Source organism: Pseudomonas sp. AKS31 (assembly GCF_023634765.1).
Lineage (GTDB): Bacteria > Pseudomonadota > Gammaproteobacteria > Pseudomonadales > Pseudomonadaceae > Aquipseudomonas.
The window spans coordinates 107454-126098 of sequence record NZ_JAMLFX010000013.1; the positions used below are offsets into that span (position 1 = coordinate 107454).

Sequence of the window (18645 nt, forward strand, 5' to 3'; positions counted from 1 at the left end):
AATTCGATGATTGCCTACCGCATCGGTTAGACTTGCCGACTTTCCTCGTATCAAGAAGCCCGTTCATGGCCCAGCCGTCCACTACCTACAAATTTGAACTGAACCTCACCGACCTCGACCGCAGTGTCTACGAGAGCGTCAAGCAGACCATCGCCCGTCACCCTTCGGAAACCGAAGAGCGCATGACCGTGCGACTGCTGGCCTACGCACTCTGGTACAACGAGCAGTTGTCGTTTGGCCGTGGTCTGTCAGACGTGGATGAACCTGCGCTGTGGGAAAAAAGCCTGGATGACCGTGTCCTGCACTGGATCGAAGTCGGCCAGCCCGATGCCGACCGTCTGACCTGGTGCTCGCGCCGCACCGAGCGCACCAGCCTGCTGGCCTACGGCAGCTTGCGTGTATGGGAAACCAAAGTGATCCCGGCGATCAAGAATCTGAAGAACGTCAACATCGCTGCAGTCCCGCAAGAAGTGCTGGAAACCCTGGCCAAGGACATGCCCCGCGTTATCAAGTGGGATGTGATGATCAGCGAAGGCACGATCTTCGTCACCGACGACCGTGGTCAGCACGAAGTCCAGTTGCAATGGCTGCAAGGTGAGCGCGGCTGAACCTGCGTCACCATCGGAATAATCCCACGTAATCAAGAGAAGTCTCCGTCACCCCATGCGTATCGAACCTCGTCAACTGCCTGCCACTCTGCCGTTTCTCGGTGACCTGCCACCTTTGTTGACCCGTTTGTACGCGGCGCGGGGCGTGCAGTCCGAGGCGGAACTAGACAAGAGCCTGGCGCGGTTGATCCCGTTCCAGCAGCTCAAGGGCATCGACGCAGCGGTAGACCTGCTGGTGACGGCGCTTGAGCAACGCCAGCGCATCCTCATCGTCGGCGACTTCGACGCGGACGGGGCGACGGCCAGTACCGTCGGCATGCTCGGTTTGCGCTTGCTGGGCGCGGCGCACGTCGATTATCTGGTGCCGAACCGTTTCGAATATGGCTATGGCCTGACCCCGGAAATCGTCGAAGTTGCGCTGACCCGCGAGCCGCAATTGCTGATCACCGTCGACAACGGCATCTCCAGCGTCGAAGGCGTGGCAGCCGCAAAAAAGGCCGGCCTCAAAGTGCTGATTACCGACCACCACTTGCCCGGCGATGAACTGCCGCTGGCCGATGCGCTGGTCAACCCGAACCAGCCGGGTTGCGAATTCCCGAGCAAGGCACTGGCCGGCGTCGGCGTTATTTTCTATGTCCTGATGGCGTTGCGCGCGCGCCTGCGCAGTCTCGGCTGGTACGAGAACACGCCGCAGCCGAACATCGGCGAACTGCTTGATCTGGTGGCGCTGGGCAGCGTCGCCGACGTGGTACCGCTGGACGCCAACAACCGGATTCTGGTGCATCAGGGTCTGGAGCGGATTCGCGCCGGGCGCGCACGGCCGGGGATCAAAGCGATCCTTGAAGTGGCCAAGCGAGATGCTGCGCGCATTACTTCCACCGACCTCGGCTTTATCGTCGGGCCGCGCCTGAACGCCGCCGGGCGTCTGGATGACATGAGCCTGGGCATCGAATGCCTGCTCACCGCCGACGCCAACCTGGCCCGGGAAATGGCCGCGCAACTGGACGGTATGAACCAGGATCGCAAATCCATCGAGCAGGGCATGCAGCGCGAGGCGCTGGCGCAGCTCAAGGACTTGCCGGTGGAGTCGATGCCGTTTGGTCTGTGCCTGTTCGATCCGGAGTGGCACCAGGGCGTGATCGGCATTCTCGCGTCGCGGATGAAAGAGCGTTATTTCCGTCCGACCATTGCCTTTGCTGATGCCGGTGATGGTTTGCTCAAGGGCTCCGGGCGGTCGGTGCAAGGCTTCCACATTCGTGATGCCTTGAGCGTGGTGGCGGCGCAGCATCCGAACCTGATCGCCAAGTACGGTGGCCACGCGATGGCGGCGGGCCTGACTTTGCCGCAGGAGAACTTTGCCCTGTTCGCCGAGGCTTTCGACGCTGAAGTGCGCAGGCAGCTTCGCGAGGAAGACCTGACCGGGCGCATGCTCTCGGACGGCACGCTGGCGGTTGAAGAATTCCACCTTGAACTGGCTCGGGCCCTGCGTCATGCCGGACCTTGGGGGCAGCACTTCCCGGAGCCGCTGTTTCACGGCGTGTTTCAGTTGGTCGAGCAACGCGTGGTCGGCGAGCGGCATTTGAAGGTGGTGCTGAAAAGCGAGTGTGGCTCGGTGAAGCTGGATGGCATTGCGTTTGGTATCGACCGCGATATCTGGCCGAATCCGACGATTCAGTGGGTTGAACTGGCTTACAAGCTCGACGTTAACGAGTTTCGCGGCAACGAGACTGTGCAACTGATGATTGCTCATATCGAACCGCGCTGAAGATCAAAAGATCGCAGCCTGCGGCAGCTCCTACATGGGAATGCGGTTTCCTGTAGGAGCTGCCGAAGGTTCGGGCCGCGATCGGACGATCTTTTCTTGAATTTCCCGCGATCCCCCGTTGTCGACTAGGCTCTAAGCACTGCTTGATTGGCCTTGTGACGTCTTGTCGAATTTTTTGCCCGCGGGGGCGGGTGCTGTACCTTTTTCCTGTCACTCGTCGACTATTCAAACAGAACCCTGGAGCCTGCCCACTGATTTGAGAGGTGCCCCATGAGTCTGCTGCTTGAACCCTTCACTCTTCGCCAACTGACGCTGCCCAACCGCATCGCCGTGTCACCGATGTGCCAATACTCCAGCGTCGACGGCCTCGCTAACGACTGGCATCTGGTACACCTCGGTAGCCGCGCGGTGGGTGGCGCCGGTCTGGTATTTACCGAAGCCACAGCGGTCACGGCCGAAGGGCGGATCACCGCCGAAGACCTTGGTCTGTGGAACGACGAACAGATCGAACCGCTACAACGCATCACCCGCTTTATTACGGCCCAAGGCGCCATCGCCGGGATTCAACTGGCCCACGCCGGGCGCAAGGCCAGCACTCATCGGCCGTGGATCGGCAAGCACGGCAGCGTCAAACCCGATGATGGCGGCTGGACTCCGGTCGGGCCGTCGCCGATTGCTTTCGATCCACAGCACACGCAACCGAAACAGCTGGATGAAGGGCAGATCGCCGATGTTATTCAAGCGTTCGTCGATGCCGCCAAACGTGCGCTGAAGGCCGGTTTCAGTGTGGTTGAAGTGCATGCCGCGCATGGTTATCTGCTGCATCAGTTCCTTTCGCCGTTGAGCAATCAGCGCCGGGATCAATACGGTGGTTCGTTTGAAAATCGTATTCGGCTGGTGCTGCAAGTAACTGAAGCGGTGAGGGCGGTCTGGCCTGAGGAATTGCCGGTGTTTGTCCGCGTGTCGGCCACCGACTGGGTGGAGGACGGCTGGAACCCGGATGAAACCGTGGAGCTGGCGCGACGCCTGCACAGCCTTGGCGCGGATCTGATTGACGTGTCGTCGGGTGGTACGGCGGCCAACGCGGAAATTCCGGTCGGGCCGGGTTATCAGACGCGCTTCGCCGAACGCGTACGCAAGGAGTCAGGCATCGCCACCGGCACTGTCGGAATGATTACCGAACCTGCGCAGGCTGAGCACATTCTGCGCACCTGTCAGGCTGACATCATCTTCCTCGCCCGAGAACTGCTCCGTGATCCGTACTGGCCGCTGCATGCCGACGATGATCTGGGGGGACGCAAAGCGGTGTGGCCGGCGCAGTATCAGCGCGCGACTCATCGGGACCAGCCGATTCATGAGTCGGATCTGCGCGATTGAGTGGGTAGTAAAGCAAAAAGCCCCGGCCAGTGATGGCCGGGGCTTTGTTTTGTCTGTTTGTCTTTCGCTGCGATGCTGCCGCCATCGCTGGCAAGCCAGCTCCCACAGATTTGGTGGCGTACGCAAAATCTGTGATCAACACCCATCACTGTGGGAGCTGGCTTGCCAGCGATGAGGCCCGTGCAGGCGCCTCAAATCCTCAAGGGTACTTACGCTTGTCCGGCGCCGGCGGGAAGTACTGGTACAACCAGGTCTCGCTCAGCGTGCGGTCATTGGTGCGAATAAACAGGCGCAGTTCCACCGGCTCCACGCTGTCATTGGTCGGGTACCAGTCGAACAGGATCCGGTAACCCTTGATGTCATCCAGCACCAGCACGCTGAAATCCTGCACCTTGCCGTTCGAGCACGTCAATACCGGCTCGATCCCGGTGCCCTGCGGCAAGCGCTCGAGACCGCCGCCAGTGAAGTCCACGGCAAAACGACGCGCCCAGACCGGCGGGTAATGCTCGCCCGGTGCCCAGCCTTCAGTGAAGCCGCCCATGCCGGAACGGGTCGCGTGTACGCGGGCCAACGGCGTGCCCACCGGCGGCAGAGCGCTCCAGTACAGCTTGTAGCCATAGTTCAGCGAATCCCCGGCAGCCACCGGCTTTTTCGGTGTCCAGAACGCTACGATGTTATCGAGGGTCTCGCCGGTGGTCGGGATTTCCAGCAGATCGATCGAGCCTTCGCCCCACGCGGTGGTCGGTTCTACCCACAGGCTCGGGCGCTTGCTGTACCAGTCGACAGTGTCCTGATAGTTGGCGAACTCATGGTCGGTCTGCACCAGGCCGAAACCCTTCGGATCCTTGTCGGCAAATGCGTTGAACTGCAGGGTCGCCGGGTTGTTCAGCGGGCGGCAGATCCACTCGCCGTTGCCGCGCCACATCGCCAGGCGATCCGAATCGTGGATTTGCGGGTGAATGGTGTCGCACATGCGGCGTTCGTGAGTGCCGCAGCTGAACATGCTGGTCATCGGCGAGATGCCCAGTTGTTCGATGGCGGTGCGCGCGTTGATGTGCGCGTCGACTTCCATCACCACACGCTCGGCCTGGCAATCGATGTCGAAGCGATAGGCGCCGGTCGCGCTCGGCGAATCGAGCAGCGCGTAGACGACAAAGCGCGTGGCGTTTTGGTCCGGGGTCTCGAACCAGAACTTGGTGAAGTCGGGGAATTCTTCGCGCTTCTTGGCGTAAGTGTCGATCGCCAGGCCGCGAGCGGAGAGGCCATATTGGCCAGTCGCATCCACCGCACGGAAATAGCTGGCGCCGAGGAATGACACCACGTCATGACGATCGAGTTCCGGTGCCTTGAACAGTTTGAACCCGGCAAAACCCAGATCGCCTTTCAACTGCTGCGTGTCGACCGAGGTGTTTTCGTAGTTGAACAGCGCCGGGCGGAAATGCACCTCGCGGGCGGTGCGGGTCTTGGGATCGACGCTGTACATGCGCACCGGCTGACGGAAACCCATGCCGACATGGAAGAACTGCACGTCGAGTTGACCCTTGTTCTCCTTCCACAGCGAATGCTCGCCGTCATAGCGGATCGCATTGAAGTTCTGCGGGGTCATGGTCGCCAGGGTCGGTGGCAGCACCTGTTTGGTGTCCTGATAAGCGTTGCCGGCCAGTTGCTTGGCCTGGCGCTTCAGCGCTTCGAAGTCGAAGGCCTGCGCCTCGCCATCGGCGGCGCCGCCATTGGCCGCCCAGGCACGGGTGGCCAGCAGGCCGGTGGCCGAAAGACCGGTGTAAGCCGCAATGGCCATGGACGCTTTGAGCAAATTCCTGCGGTGCATAAATACAACCTGTCGTGAGCAATCCCGCGCCGTTCCTGGCACGTGCTGGATCAGAAATAACGGTTCGGACAAGCCTTCGGCCAAACGCAACGGACTATTAACAGATGCCCGCTAGCTTAAACGGTTCGCTCGCAATGCAAAATTCGTTGATTCACCGCGCCAGTGTGTCAATGAAACAAGACATGTCGGTTAAAAATCTGACAGGGCGTTCTGATTTACACGGCATATCTGCTTTTTTCGACTAATTACTCTAAAAACCGCTTTTCAGCGCCGATTTAATTTCTATTCTATGGGCATGACCGGTGCAGCCAAAAGAGCCGGTAAGGCACACGACACTGCTGTAAGGGGCAGGGCGATGTGGTGGTTTAGCAGTTCTTTGACGTATTAGAGAAGGACATCGTCCATGGCAAAAATACAAGGCATCACCGAAATGTTGGGCATCTTTCCCTGCCTCGGCAGCGGTCGCAAAAGACGTCGGTTGAGCTCCGACGAAGTGAAACTGGTGGAGCGTTATCGAGAGCTATCAGAAGGGGACCGGATTGCGATGCGCTATCTGGTGGATGCGATGCGGAGTGTTTCGCGGTTTTGAGTGGACATAAAAAGGGGCGGTCTGAAAGGTCCGCCCCTTTTTATTTGGATCAGCTACACGTTCCCAGTACTGGATACGGCCGCTGGCCGTGCATCAACTCCGGCACATCCCGCCATTTGACCCACGCCTGCTGTTGCCAGTGCAGCAACGGCACGGTGACGCCTGCCCAACGCATCGAACTCAGGCGGCGCTGGTCGGGATCAAGTTTCAGGGTGAGGCGTTCGTTCAGGGGGTAGCCCATCAAGCGACCGAGATCCTGGACGCAGAACCAGGCTTCGTGGTCTTGCATGAAGGCGTGGAGGAAGCGGTTGTGGCGGGTGAAGGCGGTGGGGGTGAAGAAAGCGGAGCTTTCAGAAGGAATTTGTACGTGGTTAGGCATTTGTCGACTCCAATATTGAGAATAGAGCCGCCACTCAAATGAGTGCGGTCACGCCGTTTTGATATTTACTCCGGCTCCGACACCGGGCTGCTGATTTCGCCGCCGAGAGAAAGCCTATCGGCTAGCAACCTACGACGCCAAGTCGGCTCTATCGATTCCTTCTGTAGGAAAGAGGATTTATCTCTGAGGGTCGTATCTGTAGGAGATGACTGTTTTTGCATTGGTGCCAGCGAACCCGCCCCTAACCAGTGTTTTTTCCGTTATTTGTTTGAATCTTGCGCATCGCTACAGATGCTCAGCTCTTGGTTTCAGGGTTCAAAGGAATGGAGAATTCAATGAAGGTATCCCTCAAACAGATCAATGGCCCATGGGATCAGGGCTGGGTGCTGGACAAACACATGGTAAGTAGTACCTTTCTTGGCAACGATGATCGCGGACATCCGTGCTTCGATAATCAGCGCACTGAGATAGGCGAGGCGACCTACCAGCTCAAATACCAAAAGGATTGGACTCAGATCGGCCCACTCGCCCAAGCGGTAGCGACAAATGTGTTCCCGAAATTGGATCAGGTAGGTTTTGTAGTGCCTATGCCAGCTTCAAATATTCGTCAGCGACAACCCGTAACTGAGGTTGCCTTGGCGTTGGGACAAATTACTGGACTGCCGGTTTTCTCGGATTTGCTTCGAAAAGCAGCCACCGGAAAGTCGCTCAAGGATTTGCATTCGAAAGCAGACAAGGTTGCTGCGATTGGAGACAGTTTCAGCGTCAATGATGAAATCACTACAGATGGGCGCTGGAATGTTTTGGTTGTAGATGATTTGTTTGATAGCGGGGCGTCGATGGACGCGGCCTGCGCTGTTTTACGTAAATATCCAAAGGTAGGGAAGATTTACGTAGCAGCGCTAACTTGGAAGTGAACTCAATGACGACTGTATTTATTGCCGGCTCTATCAACATCAAGAACCTTGATCCGAAGGTCAAAGAGCGTATCAATAATATCGTTGCGTCTGATTTTGAGGTGGTAGTGGGTGATGCAGGTGGCGCCGACACCTCCATTCAGGAGTACCTGTTGAGCCTCGAACGATCCAGAACCACGGTGTTCTGCAGTGGCTCGGCACCGAGGAACAACCTAGGGCAGTGGCCCGCCAGAACAGTCGACTCCAAGCATTCCAAAGGCTCGAGAGCTTTCTTCACTGAAAAAGACGTCGTCATGGCTGAAGCGGCTGACTACGGCTTGATGATCTGGGATGCAAAGAGCACCGGCACGCTCAGCAATGTCATTGAATTGTTGTCGAGAAAGAAGAAGTCGCTTGTTTTCGTCAACAAGGAAAAGGAATTCAAAGTGGTTGGAGACGTCAGTCAGCTCGAAGAATTGGTTGCATTCATGTCCGATCACGCCAAGCAAAAAGCCAATGCAAAAATCAAACTGTTCGACCGTATTTCCCTGTTGAAGCACGATCAGGCAGAGCTTTCTTTTTGATGGTTTTTTCTGGGCTTTCCTGAACCCCGGCACCTAGTCGGTGCCGGGATCAAAAACTCTTAGCGACTCACCTTCCAGGCATCCCCAGCCGGCGCCTTGCCATGGTCATACGGCTTGCCAATCCACATGTAAACCAGCCCCAAGCCAATCACGATCACCGTGCTCAACACCATCGCATAGTTCACATACCAAGCCGCATCCGGCGTGCGTGGCCAGGCCATGTTAATGATTGCGCCGACGCCTATACCAGCGCGCCGACGTTCACTGGCCAGCCCCGTGCGCCGAGGGTGAATTTGCCGCTCGGTTTCCAGCCTTTGCTGCGGGCGTAGAGGGCGACGAGGACGATCATCTTGAATGCGAGGTAGATGCCGATGGCGGCGAAGCTGACGATGGTGGCCACGGCGTCTTGCAGGAAGAAGCCGAGGGCGATGATCAGGGCCGGCAGGACGCCGGACACGAACAGTGCGGCAACCGGTACTTCGGTGGTAGGAGAAATCTTTTTCAGCAGGCGGCTGCCGATGACCATTTCATCGCGAGCCTAGGAATACCGGCCGGGAAGATTTCCGACGCCAGTTCGGCCAGACGCAACGCGGTCAGTGGGGTTTGTTCCGACGGCTTGAGCACCACGGTATTACCGGCAGCCAGCGCCGGGGCGATTTTCCAGGCGACCATCATCTGAACAGGCTGACGCCGATTTCCTCCTCCAGTTGCTGGATCGCCAGGGTCAGCGTCGATTGGGGAATGAATGCAGTTTGCGCAGCGGCGGAGATCGAGCCCGTTTCGGCCACTGCGATGAAATGACGGATCTGACGCAGGGTCATCATGAGAAGGTGTACCCGGTGGGCGGTTTTTATAGATTGGCCTGAGTGTATATCTATTTTTAAGAATGGCTGTTGCAGGGCGAGCAACATCTGGAAGCACACTCGCAGGCCGGGCAGGGGCACTTTCGAACTAGGCTGAGGGCCTTATAGATCCGGATAACCCCTGTTTTGGAGGCGGAACATGAACACCCGTGGATTGCTTGATCAGCTACTCAAGTCTGGCCAGGATCTGTTGCAGAACAAGGCTGGCGGAACGCAGAACAAACCGGCTGGCGGTGGCTTGGGCGGTTTGCTCGGCGGCTCTTCTGGCTCTGGCGGCCTCGGTGGTCTTCTGTCGGGCGCCGGCGGCGGTGCACTGGCGGCTGGCGCGATGGGCTTGCTGCTTGGTAACAAGAAAGTGCGCAAGGTCGGCGGCAAAGTCGCGATCTACGGCGGGCTGGCCGCGCTGGGTGTACTGGCCTACAAAGCCTACGGCAACTACAACGCGCAAAAAGGCACCGCCCCACAAAGCGAACCGCAAACCCTCGACCGCTTGCCACCGGCACAAGCCGAGCAACACAGTCAGGCCATTCTTAAAGCCCTGGTTGCTGCCGCCAAGGCCGATGGCCATATCGATGATCGCGAGCGCGAATTGATCGAAGGTGAATTCACCAAGCTCGATAACGATCAGGAGTTGCAACACTGGCTGCACGCCGAACTCAACAAACCCCTCGACCCCACCGACGTCGCCCGCGCCGCGAGTACGCCGGAGATGGCGGCAGAAATGTACATCGCCAGCGTGATGTTGGTGGATGAGGAGAATTTTATGGAGAAGAGCTATCTGGATGAACTGGCGCGGCAGTTGAAGCTGGAGCCGGGGTTGAAGGTGGAGCTGGAGAAGCAGGTGCGGCTGGCCTCTGTGTAGAGACGGCGTGCTTTAACAATCGCAACCCCCTGTGGGAGCGAGCCTGCTCGCGAAAGCGCCGGGTCAGACGACATCGATGTTGACCGTTCCGGCCTCTTCGCGAGCAGGCTCGCTCCCACAGGTTATTCCGGCGTGCACGGAGCCTGCTCGCGATGATGTTTCAGCCTCACTGCATACGCCATGGCCGATCTATCGCCTCCTTTTGCCATTACCCCACTGGCACGCTCACTCGCAATTGTCGGACAGTCCCACCCCAGAGCCTTCCCGCTAACCACACCGGACAGGCCCGAGGGTGAAAAAGCGTCTTATAAATGAAACACCGCCCTCGGCTATACTCCCCGCATTTCGATCAGGCACGAGGAATCACTGTGAAGAACTGGACGTTGCGCCAACGTATTTTGGCGAGCTTTGCGGTGATTATCGCCATCATGTTGCTGATGGTCGTCGTTTCGTATTCACGCCTGTTGAAGATCGAGGCCAGTGAAAACAGCGTGCGTGATGACGCGATTCCCGGCGTCTATTACAGCTCGATGATCCGTGGCGCCTGGGTCGACAGTTATCTGCAGACGCAAGAACTGCTCGGACTCAAGGAAGGTCAGGGGGTTTCCAGCGAGGACGCCGCGGACTACAAGGCGTTCGAGGCGCGTTTGCAGGAGCAGATGGAAAACTATCGCAAGACCATGGCGACCGACGAGGACCGGACCGAGTTCGCCGCGTTCGAGAAGTACCACGACGCCTATCTCCAGATTCAGGATGCCGTGCTGGACCTGCACAAGCGCAACCTGGAAGCGGACGCGGTCAGGATGTTCCACGAAAAGCTCACGCCAGCCTGGTACGCCGGGCGCATGAAGCTCAACGACATCATCGGCGAGAACAAGAGAGTCGCCGATCAGGCCATGAACAACATCGACGATGCCGTGGCGGCTGCCAAAGTCAGCATGTTCATTTCCCTGCTGGTCGCCGTGCTCGCCGCCGGCCTCTGCGGTTTGTTGCTGATGCGCGCGATCATGGCGCCGATGAACCGTATCGTGGAGATCCTCGAAACCATGCGTACCGGTGACCTCAGTTCGCGCCTGAACCTCGACCGCAAGGACGAGTTCGGCGCCGTCGAAACCGGCTTCAACGACATGATGACCGAGCTGACCGCGCTGGTGTCTCAGGCGCAACGTTCGTCGGTGCAGGTCACCACCTCGGTGACCGAGATCGCTGCCACCTCCAAGCAACAGCAAGCCACCGCCACCGAAACCGCCGCGACCACCACCGAAATCGGCGCGACGTCCCGCGAAATCGCCGCCACCTCGCGCGATCTGGTGCGCACCATGACCGAAGTGTCTACCGCCGCCGATCAGGCCTCGGTGCTGGCCGGTTCCGGCCAGCAAGGCCTGGCGCGCATGGAAGACACCATGCACTCGGTGATGGGCGCGGCCGATCTGGTCAACGCTAAACTGGCGATCCTCAATGAGAAGGCTGGCAACATCAATCAGGTGGTGGTGACCATCGTCAAGGTCGCCGACCAGACCAACCTGTTGTCGCTCAACGCAGCGATTGAAGCCGAGAAGGCCGGTGAATACGGTCGCGGTTTTGCCGTGGTCGCCACGGAAGTGCGGCGTCTGGCGGATCAGACCGCCGTGGCCACTTACGACATCGAGCAGATGGTTCGCGAGATCCAGTCGGCGGTGTCTGCCGGGGTGATGGGCATGGACAAGTTCTCCGAAGAAGTGCGTCGCGGCATGTCCGAAGTGCAGCAGGTCGGCGAGCAGCTGTCGCAGATCATCCATCAGGTGCAGGCGCTGGCGCCGCGGGTGTTGATGGTCAACGAAGGCATGCAGGCCCAGGCCACCGGCGCCGAGCAGATCAACCACGCGCTGGTGCAGTTGGGTGACGCCAGCAGCCAGACCGTCGAGTCGCTGCGTCAGGCCAGTTTCGCCATCGACGAACTGAGCCAGGTGGCCGTCGGGCTGCGCAGCGGCGTTTCGCGATTCAAAGTCTGATGAGCGAAATCCTCGCCAAACGCAGCGCCGCGCAGGTGGCGAAGCCGGCGTTGTTCCTGCTGTTTCGCATTGGCAGCGAACGCTACGCCTTGCGCGCCACCGACGTGGCGGAAGTGCTGCCGCGTCTGCCGTTGAAGCCGATCGCGCGGGCGCCGCAGTGGGTCGCCGGGGTGTTTGCCTATCGCGGTGCGGTGGTGCCGGTGATCGACCTCAGCGCATTGACCTTCGGCCATCCCGCCGAGGCGCGCACCAGCACCCGTCTGGTGCTGGTCAATTACCGGCCGGATGAAGCGCAGCCCGCGCAATGGCTGGGGCTGATTCTGGAACAGGCCACCGACACCCTGCGCTGCCATCCGCAGGAGTTTCAGCCTTACGGCCTCGCCAACCGCGAGGCGCCTTACCTCGGCCCGGTGCGCGAAGATGCCCAGGGCTTGGTGCAATGGGTGCGGGTCAATGACTTGCTCGATGACGCCGTGCGCAGCTTGCTGTTCCCCGATCCGCCGCTCAATCCGGCGCAGCTTGAGGCGCAGTCATGAGCAGCGATCAGCGCTTTTTCGATTTTCTCAAGGAACGCATCGGCCTCGATGTGACGTCGGTGGGGCCGGCAATCATCGAGCGGGCGGTGCGCCAGCGCACGACGCTTTCGCAAGCGGTGCATGCCGATGAGTATTGGCAATTGCTGCAAGGCTCGCGAGACGAACAACAGGCGCTGATCGAAGCAGTGATCGTCCCGGAGACGTGGTTTTTCCGTTATCCGGAATCCTTCGCCACGCTGGGCAAACTGGCGCGCAATCGTCTCGCTGAGCTGAACAACATGCGCGCACTGCGCATCCTCAGCCTGCCGTGTTCCACCGGTGAAGAACCCTATTCGATCGCCATGGCTTTGCTCGATGCCGGGCTCAAGCCGCATCAGTTCAAGGTCGATGGCATGGACGTCAGCCCGCTGTCGGTGGAGAAGGCGCGGCGTGCGCTGTATGGCAAAAATTCGTTTCGCGGGCAGGATCTGGACTTTCGCGACCGGCATTTCACGGCTGAGCAGGAAGGCCATCGGGTCAATGACGATGTGCGTGAACAGGTGCGTTTGCAGGTCGGCAATGTACTCGATCCAACGCTGTTGGCCAGCGAGCCGGCGTTCGATTTCGTGTTCTGCCGCAACCTGCTGATCTATTTCGATCAGCCGACGCAAAAACTGGTGTTTGAGGTGCTCAAGCGCCTGACGCATTTCGATGGCGTGCTGTTTATCGGCCCGGCCGAGGGCAGTCTGCTCGGGCGCTTGGGCATGCGTTCGATCGGTATCCCGCAATCCTTTGCCTTCAGCCGCCACAGCGATCCGCACCCCGAACCGCTGCCGACACCCAAACCGATCGCGGTGCCGGTCAGCCAACCGCCACGCAGTACGCCGCCCCCAGTGGTGCGCAATCGACCGTTTGCCGCCGTGAGGCCGCTACCGATTACCCGCAAAAGCACGAACCCGGACGCCGCGACCCTGCTGGCCAACATCGCCGCGCTGGCCAACGAAGGCAAAAGTGCCGAGGCCCGCGTCGCCTGCGATCAGTATTTGCGCAGCCATGAACCGGTGGCTCAGGTGTTTTACTGGCTCGGCTTGCTCAGCGATGTCGCCGGCCTGACCCTCGAAGCTCAGGGCTTTTACCGCAAGGCGTTGTACCTCGAACCGCAACACCCCGAAGCGTTGATGCACCTGGCCGCGTTGCTGCAGGCCCAGGGCGACACGGCGGGTGCCAGACGATTGCAGGAGCGTGCCGCCCGCAGCGGCCGCACCGCCGACAGTGAGCGTAAACGATGATCCCGTCCGACACCTTGAACGTCACCCACGAAGACGCCCGGGCCATCGACGATTGCTGGAACCGCATCGGCATTCATGGCGACAAGTCCTGTCCGCTGCTGGAAGAGCATATTCATTGCCGCAATTGCTCGGTGTATTCCGCCGCCGCCACGCGCCTGCTTGACCGTTATGCGTTGCAGCAGGACGAGCGCGATCCGGTGGCGATCGCCGTGGAAAGCGATGTGAAAACCCGCTCGCTGCTGATGTTCCGGCTCGGCGAAGAATGGCTGGGGCTGGCGACGCGCAGTCTCGTCGAAGTCGCGCCGCTGCAGGCGATCCACTCGTTGCCGCACCAGCGCTCGCGGGCCTTGCTCGGCGTGGCCAATGTGCGTGGCGCACTGGTGGCGTGCCTGTCACTGGTTGAATTGCTCGATCTGGATGGCAACGCCGCGCCGGCCACAGGTGTGCGCATCATGCCGCGCATGCTGATCATCGCCGCCCATGGCGGGCCGGTGGTGGTGCCGGTGGATGAGGTCGACGGCATTCATGCCATTGATGAGCGCATTCTTGATGCGGCATCGCAGTCCGGCGCGCAAGCCAGTGCCAAATACACCCGTGGTGTTCTGCAATATCGCGGTCGCAGCCTGCGTTGGCTGGATGAAGAACAGCTGCTGTCCGCCGTGACCCGGAGCCTCACATGACCCCCGAGCAAATGCGCGATGCCTCGTTGCTTGAGCTGTTCAGCCTCGAAGCCGAAGCGCAGACCCAAGTACTCAGTGCCGGGTTGCTGGCGCTGGAGCGTAACCCGACCCAGGCCGATCAACTCGAATCGTGCATGCGCGCGGCGCATTCGCTCAAAGGCGCGGCACGAATTGTCGGCATCGACAGCGGCGTCAGCGTCGCTCATGTCATGGAAGATTGCCTGGTCAGCGCCCAGGAAGGGCGCTTGCTGCTGCGCCCCGAACACATCGATGCGCTGTTGCAGGGCACCGATTTGCTGATGCGCATCGCCACCCCGGCCAATGCGCCGCAGCCGAGCGATATTGAAGCTTATGTGGCGTTGATGGCGAGCTTGCTTGATCCGTCGACGCCGCCGGCAGCGTTCGTTGCGCCGCCGATGGCCGAGTTGCAACTTGAAGCGCCGCCGGTATTTGAACCTGCGCCAGCGCCGATCATCGAAACCCCGGTCGAAGCGTCCGAACCGGCGCCACGCAAGAGCAAACGCACCACCGAGGGTGGCGAGCGGGTGCTGCGGGTCACCGCCGAACGCCTGAACAGCCTGCTCGATCTGTCGAGCAAGTCGCTGGTGGAAACCCAGCGCCTCAAACCGCATCTGGCGACCATGCAGCGCCTCAAACGCATGCAGAACAACGGCCTGCGCGCGCTGGAAAACCTCAACGTCCACCTCAAGGAACACGCGCTGAGTCTGGAAGCGCTGGAGGCCTTGGAAGACGCGCGCCGTTTGCTCGCCGAATCCCAGCAACTGCTGAGCGAGAAAAACGCCGAACTCGATGAATTCGCCTGGCAGGCCAGCCAGCGCGCGCAAGTGCTCTACGACACGGCGTTGGCCTGCCGCATGCGGCCCTTTGCCGATGTGCTTACCGGTCAGGTGCGCATGGTCCGCGATCTGGGCCGCAGCCTCGGCAAACAGGTACGCCTGGAGATCGAAGGCGAGAAGACTCAGGTCGACCGCGATGTGCTGGAAAAGCTCGAAGCACCGCTGACGCATTTGCTGCGCAACGCCGTCGATCACGGCATCGAAACCCCGCAGCAGCGCCTGCTCAACGGCAAACCGGAAGAAGGCCTGATCCGCCTGCGTGCCTCGCATCAGGCTGGACTGCTGGTGCTGGAATTAAGCGATGACGGCAATGGTGTCGACCTGGAAAAGGTCCGCCGCAGCATTGTCGAACGGCAGTTATCCCCAGCGGAAACGGCGGCGCAGTTGAGCGAGGAAGAACTGCTGACCTTCCTCTTTCTGCCCGGTTTCAGCCTGCGCGACACCGTCACCGAAGTATCCGGGCGGGGCGTTGGCCTTGATGCCGTTCAACACATGGTTCGCCAGTTGCGCGGGGCCGTGGTGCTGGAGCAAACGGCGGGCGAGGGCAGTCGCTTTCATCTGGAAGTACCGCTGACCTTGTCGGTGGTGCGCAGTTTGGTGGTGGAGGTTGGCGAAGAGGCGTACGCCTTCCCGCTGGCGCACATCGAACGCATGTGTGATCTGGCGCCGGAAGACATTGTGCAGGTCGAGGGTCGTCAGCATTTCTGGCACGAAGGCCAGCACGTCGGGCTGGTGGCGGCCAGCCAGTTACTGAATCGTCCGGCCAGCCAGAACAGTGGCGAAACCCTGAAAGTCGTGGTGATCCGCGAGCGTGATGCGGTTTATGGCGTTGCCGTGGAGCGTTTCATCGGCGAGCGCACGCTGGTGGTCTTGCCACTCGATGAGCGTCTGGGCAAAGTGCAGGACATCTCCGCCGGTGCTTTGCTCGACGACGGCTCGGTGGTGCTGATCGTCGACGTCGAAGACATGCTGCGTTCGGTGGACAAACTGCTCAATACCGGGCGCCTTGAGCGCATCGCCCGTCATGGCAATCAGGCCGCCGAGGCGGCGCGCAAGCGGGTGCTGGTGGTCGACGACTCGCTGACCGTGCGCGAGCTGCAACGCAAACTGCTGCTCAATCGCGGCTACGACGTCGCGGTGGCGGTGGACGGCATGGACGGCTGGAACGCGCTGCGTTCGGAGGACTTCGATTTGCTGATCACCGACATCGACATGCCGCGCATGGACGGCATCGAACTGGTCACCCTGCTGCGCCGCGACAACCGCCTGCAATCGCTGCCGGTGATGGTTGTGTCGTACAAGGACCGTGAAGAGGACCGCCGTCGTGGCCTCGATGCCGGCGCCGACTATTATTTGGCCAAAGCCAGTTTTCATGACGACGCCCTGCTCGACGCAGTGGTCGAGCTGATCGGAGGAGCGCGGGCATGAAGATCGCCATCGTCAACGACATGCCCATGGCGGTCGAAGCCCTGCGCCGGGCGCTGGCCTTCGAGCCGGCGCATCAGGTGGTCTGGGTCGCCCGCAATGGTGCCGAGGCGGTGCAACTGTGCGCCGAAAATACCCCGGACCTGATCCTGATGGACCTGATCATGCCGGTGATGGACGGCGTCGAAGCCACCCGCCGGATCATGGCCGAAACCCCGTGCGCGATCGTCATCGTCACCGTCGACCGGCAGCAGAACGTGCACCGGGTCTTCGAAGCGATGGGCCACGGCGCACTGGACGTGGTCGACACTCCAGCCCTCGGCGCCGGTAATGCCCAGGAAGCGGCGGCGCCGTTGTTGCGCAAGATCCTCAATATCGGCTGGCTGATCGGCGAGAAGCCCACACGTTCCCGGCCGGCACCGACGGCCCAGCGCAGTTCCGCTTCGTGTCAGCGACTGGTGGCGATCGGCTCATCGGCAGGCGGGCCGGCGGCGCTGGAGGTGTTGCTCAAAGGCTTGCCCAAGGATTTCTCGGCGGCGATCGTGCTGGTGCAGCATGTCGATCAGGTCTTTGCGGCCGGTATGGCCGAATGGTTGGCCAGCGCCAGCGGCCTCGATGTGCGTTTGGCCCGTGAAGGTGAGCCGCCGCAGGCCGGCGCCGTGCTGCTGGCCGGCACCAACCACCACATTCGCCTGTTGAAAAACGGCACGCTGGCCTACACCGCCGAGCCGGTCAACGAGATCTATCGTCCTTCGATCGACGTGTTTTTCGAGAGTGTCGCCAGTTATTGGAATGGTGACGCGATCGGGGTTTTATTGACCGGGATGGGGCGCGACGGCGCGCAAGGGCTTAAGCTCATGCGTCAGCAGGGTTATTTGACCATCGCGCAGGATCAGCAAAGCAGTGCGGTGTACGGCATGCCCAAGGCTGCTGCGGCGATTGATGCCGCGGTTGAAATCCGTGCACTGGAAAAGATAGCGCCACGATTGCTGGAGATTTTTCCCAAATGAACAGGTTTATCCGCAATCCTGGCCCCCGCAGTACACAGGTGACCGCCCATGAATGACTTACAGATCGACGACATTAAAACCGACGAAAACGCCGCCATGGTGTTGTTGGTGGATGATCAGGCGATGATCGGCGAAGCGGTGCGCCGTGGGCTGTCGAATCAGGAAAACATCGACTTCCACTTCTGCTCCGACCCGCAGCAGGCCATTGCCCAGGCGGTGCGGATCAAACCGACGGTGATCCTCCAGGATCTGGTGATGCCCGGTCTCGATGGCCTGAGCCTGGTGCGCGAATACCGCAATCATCCGGCGACCAAGGACATCCCGATCATCGTCCTGTCGACCAAGGAAGACCCGCTGATCAAGAGCGCGGCGTTCTCCGCCGGCGCCAACGATTATCTGGTGAAGCTGCCGGACACCATCGAACTGGTGGCGCGCATCCGCTATCACTCGCGCTCGTACATGACCTTGCTGCAGCGGGATGCCGCGTACCGTGCGCTGCGCGTCAGCCAGCAGCAATTGCTCGACACCAACCTGGTGCTGCAACGGCTGATGAACTCCGATGGCCTGACCGGGCTGTCCAACCGCCGCCACTTTGACGAGTACCTGGAACTGGAGTGGCGCCGCTCGCTGCGGGAACAGAGTCAGTTGTCGCTGTTGATGATCGACGTCGATTACTTCAAGTCCTACAACGACAGCTTTGGTCACGTTGAAGGCGATGAAGCGTTACGCAAGGTCGCCACGGCGATCCGCGAGGCCAGCGCACGGCCGTCGGATCTGCCGGCGCGTTATGGCGGTGAGGAGTTTGTGCTGGTGCTGCCGAACACCTCGCCGGGCGGCGCGCGGCTGGTCGCGGAGAAACTGCGCCAGACCGTGGCATCCTTGAAAATCCCGCACAACACCCCGGCGGAAGGGGCGAGCCTGACGATTAGTATTGGTTTGGCGACGATGGTGCCGCAGTCGGGCAGCGATTGCCGGTTGCTGATTTCGGCGGCGGATCGTGGGTTGTACCTGGCGAAAAACAATGGCCGTAACCAGGTCGGCATCGAATAACGGCTTTCCCCTCACTGTAGAGACCGGTACATCCTTTACAAATTAGACCGGGGACATCGTTTACACCTTTACAGGCT

Annotated in this window: 16 protein-coding genes and 3 pseudogenes; 14 read left to right on the forward strand and 5 right to left on the reverse strand. The window is 60.3% G+C overall.

The window, feature by feature from the left end; genetic code table 11:
• Positions 1-65: 65 nt before the first annotated feature.
• The 3 genes from M9827_RS23755 to M9827_RS23765 all read left to right on the forward strand — a co-directional run bounded on the left by M9827_RS23755 (position 66) and on the right by M9827_RS23765 (position 3750).
• Entirely contained in the window at positions 66-608 is a 543-nt protein-coding gene (locus M9827_RS23755) for a YaeQ family protein (RefSeq protein ID WP_007908961.1), read from the forward strand.
• Between the two features lie 55 nt (positions 609-663).
• Positions 664-2373, forward strand: coding sequence for a single-stranded-DNA-specific exonuclease RecJ (gene recJ, locus M9827_RS23760; RefSeq protein ID WP_250607438.1), 1710 nt, complete (start codon positions 664-666; stop codon positions 2371-2373).
• Positions 2374-2643: 270 nt separating this feature from the next.
• On the forward strand, positions 2644-3750 hold the full coding sequence (locus tag M9827_RS23765; protein WP_250607439.1) for an NADH:flavin oxidoreductase/NADH oxidase: 1107 nt from the start codon (positions 2644-2646) through the stop codon (positions 3748-3750).
• Between the two features lie 199 nt (positions 3751-3949).
• Here the strand turns inward: M9827_RS23765 and M9827_RS23770 are convergent, their stop codons facing one another.
• The gene (locus M9827_RS23770; protein WP_250607441.1) at positions 3950-5578 is read right to left on the reverse strand and encodes a glucan biosynthesis protein D; all 1629 of its coding nucleotides are present in this window, start codon (positions 5576-5578) and stop codon (positions 3950-3952) included.
• A gap of 403 nt (positions 5579-5981) precedes the next feature.
• Between M9827_RS23770 and M9827_RS23775 the strand changes: the two genes are divergently transcribed.
• On the forward strand, positions 5982-6167 hold the full coding sequence (locus M9827_RS23775) for a hypothetical protein (protein ID WP_250607442.1): 186 nt from the start codon (positions 5982-5984) through the stop codon (positions 6165-6167).
• A gap of 49 nt (positions 6168-6216) precedes the next feature.
• Here M9827_RS23775 and M9827_RS23780 read toward each other — a convergent pair whose 3' ends face one another.
• Positions 6217-6546 carry a BRO-N domain-containing protein gene (locus M9827_RS23780; protein WP_250607443.1) on the reverse strand — a complete coding sequence of 110 codons (330 nt, stop codon included), beginning with the start codon at positions 6544-6546 and terminating at the stop codon, positions 6217-6219.
• A gap of 335 nt (positions 6547-6881) precedes the next feature.
• Between M9827_RS23780 and M9827_RS23785 the strand changes: the two genes are divergently transcribed.
• A complete protein-coding gene (locus M9827_RS23785; RefSeq protein WP_250607444.1) occupies positions 6882-7463 on the forward strand; it encodes a ComF family protein in 582 nt (193 codons plus the stop codon).
• Between the two features lie 5 nt (positions 7464-7468).
• Positions 7469-8026: a hypothetical protein gene (locus M9827_RS23790; protein ID WP_250607445.1), complete on the forward strand. Its 558-nt coding sequence runs from the start codon at positions 7469-7471 to the stop codon at positions 8024-8026.
• A gap of 59 nt (positions 8027-8085) precedes the next feature.
• Here the strand turns inward: M9827_RS23790 and M9827_RS23795 are convergent.
• The 3 pseudogenes from M9827_RS23795 to M9827_RS28075 form a co-directional block, all read right to left on the reverse strand.
• Positions 8086-8564, reverse strand: a pseudogene (locus M9827_RS23795) (amino acid permease); the annotation flags it as partial.
• 2 nt (positions 8565-8566) lie between these two features.
• Positions 8567-8698, reverse strand: a pseudogene (locus M9827_RS23800) (aldehyde dehydrogenase family protein); the annotation flags it as partial.
• Positions 8699-8703: 5 nt separating this feature from the next.
• Positions 8704-8850, reverse strand: a pseudogene (locus tag M9827_RS28075) (LysR family transcriptional regulator); the annotation flags it as partial.
• Between the two features lie 178 nt (positions 8851-9028).
• Between M9827_RS28075 and M9827_RS23810 the strand changes: the two are divergent.
• The 8 genes from M9827_RS23810 to M9827_RS23845 all read left to right on the forward strand — a co-directional run bounded on the left by M9827_RS23810 (position 9029) and on the right by M9827_RS23845 (position 18568).
• Entirely contained in the window at positions 9029-9751 is a 723-nt protein-coding gene (locus M9827_RS23810) for a tellurite resistance TerB family protein (protein WP_250607446.1), read from the forward strand.
• Positions 9752-10119: 368 nt separating this feature from the next.
• Entirely contained in the window at positions 10120-11742 is a 1623-nt protein-coding gene (locus M9827_RS23815; RefSeq protein WP_250607448.1) for a methyl-accepting chemotaxis protein, read from the forward strand.
• Positions 11742-12278: a chemotaxis protein CheW gene (locus M9827_RS23820; protein ID WP_250607450.1), complete on the forward strand. Its 537-nt coding sequence runs from the start codon at positions 11742-11744 to the stop codon at positions 12276-12278. The genes M9827_RS23815 and M9827_RS23820 overlap by 1 nt, the downstream gene beginning before the upstream one ends.
• The gene (locus tag M9827_RS23825) at positions 12275-13546 is read left to right on the forward strand and encodes a CheR family methyltransferase (RefSeq protein WP_250607452.1); all 1272 of its coding nucleotides are present in this window, start codon (positions 12275-12277) and stop codon (positions 13544-13546) included. The genes M9827_RS23820 and M9827_RS23825 overlap by 4 nt, the downstream gene beginning before the upstream one ends.
• Positions 13543-14226 (forward strand): chemotaxis protein CheW, encoded by a 684-nt coding sequence (locus M9827_RS23830; protein ID WP_250607454.1) that lies wholly within the window; start codon positions 13543-13545, stop codon positions 14224-14226. Before M9827_RS23825 ends, M9827_RS23830 begins: the two co-directional genes overlap by 4 nt.
• A complete protein-coding gene (locus M9827_RS23835; protein WP_250607457.1) occupies positions 14223-16511 on the forward strand; it encodes a hybrid sensor histidine kinase/response regulator in 2289 nt (762 codons plus the stop codon). Before M9827_RS23830 ends, M9827_RS23835 begins: the two co-directional genes overlap by 4 nt.
• Positions 16508-17518 (forward strand): chemotaxis response regulator protein-glutamate methylesterase, encoded by a 1011-nt coding sequence (locus M9827_RS23840; protein WP_250607459.1) that lies wholly within the window; start codon positions 16508-16510, stop codon positions 17516-17518. Before M9827_RS23835 ends, M9827_RS23840 begins: the two co-directional genes overlap by 4 nt.
• Positions 17519-17566: 48 nt before the next feature.
• Entirely contained in the window at positions 17567-18568 is a 1002-nt protein-coding gene (locus M9827_RS23845) for a response regulator (protein WP_250607461.1), read from the forward strand.
• Positions 18569-18645: the final 77 nt, after the last annotated feature.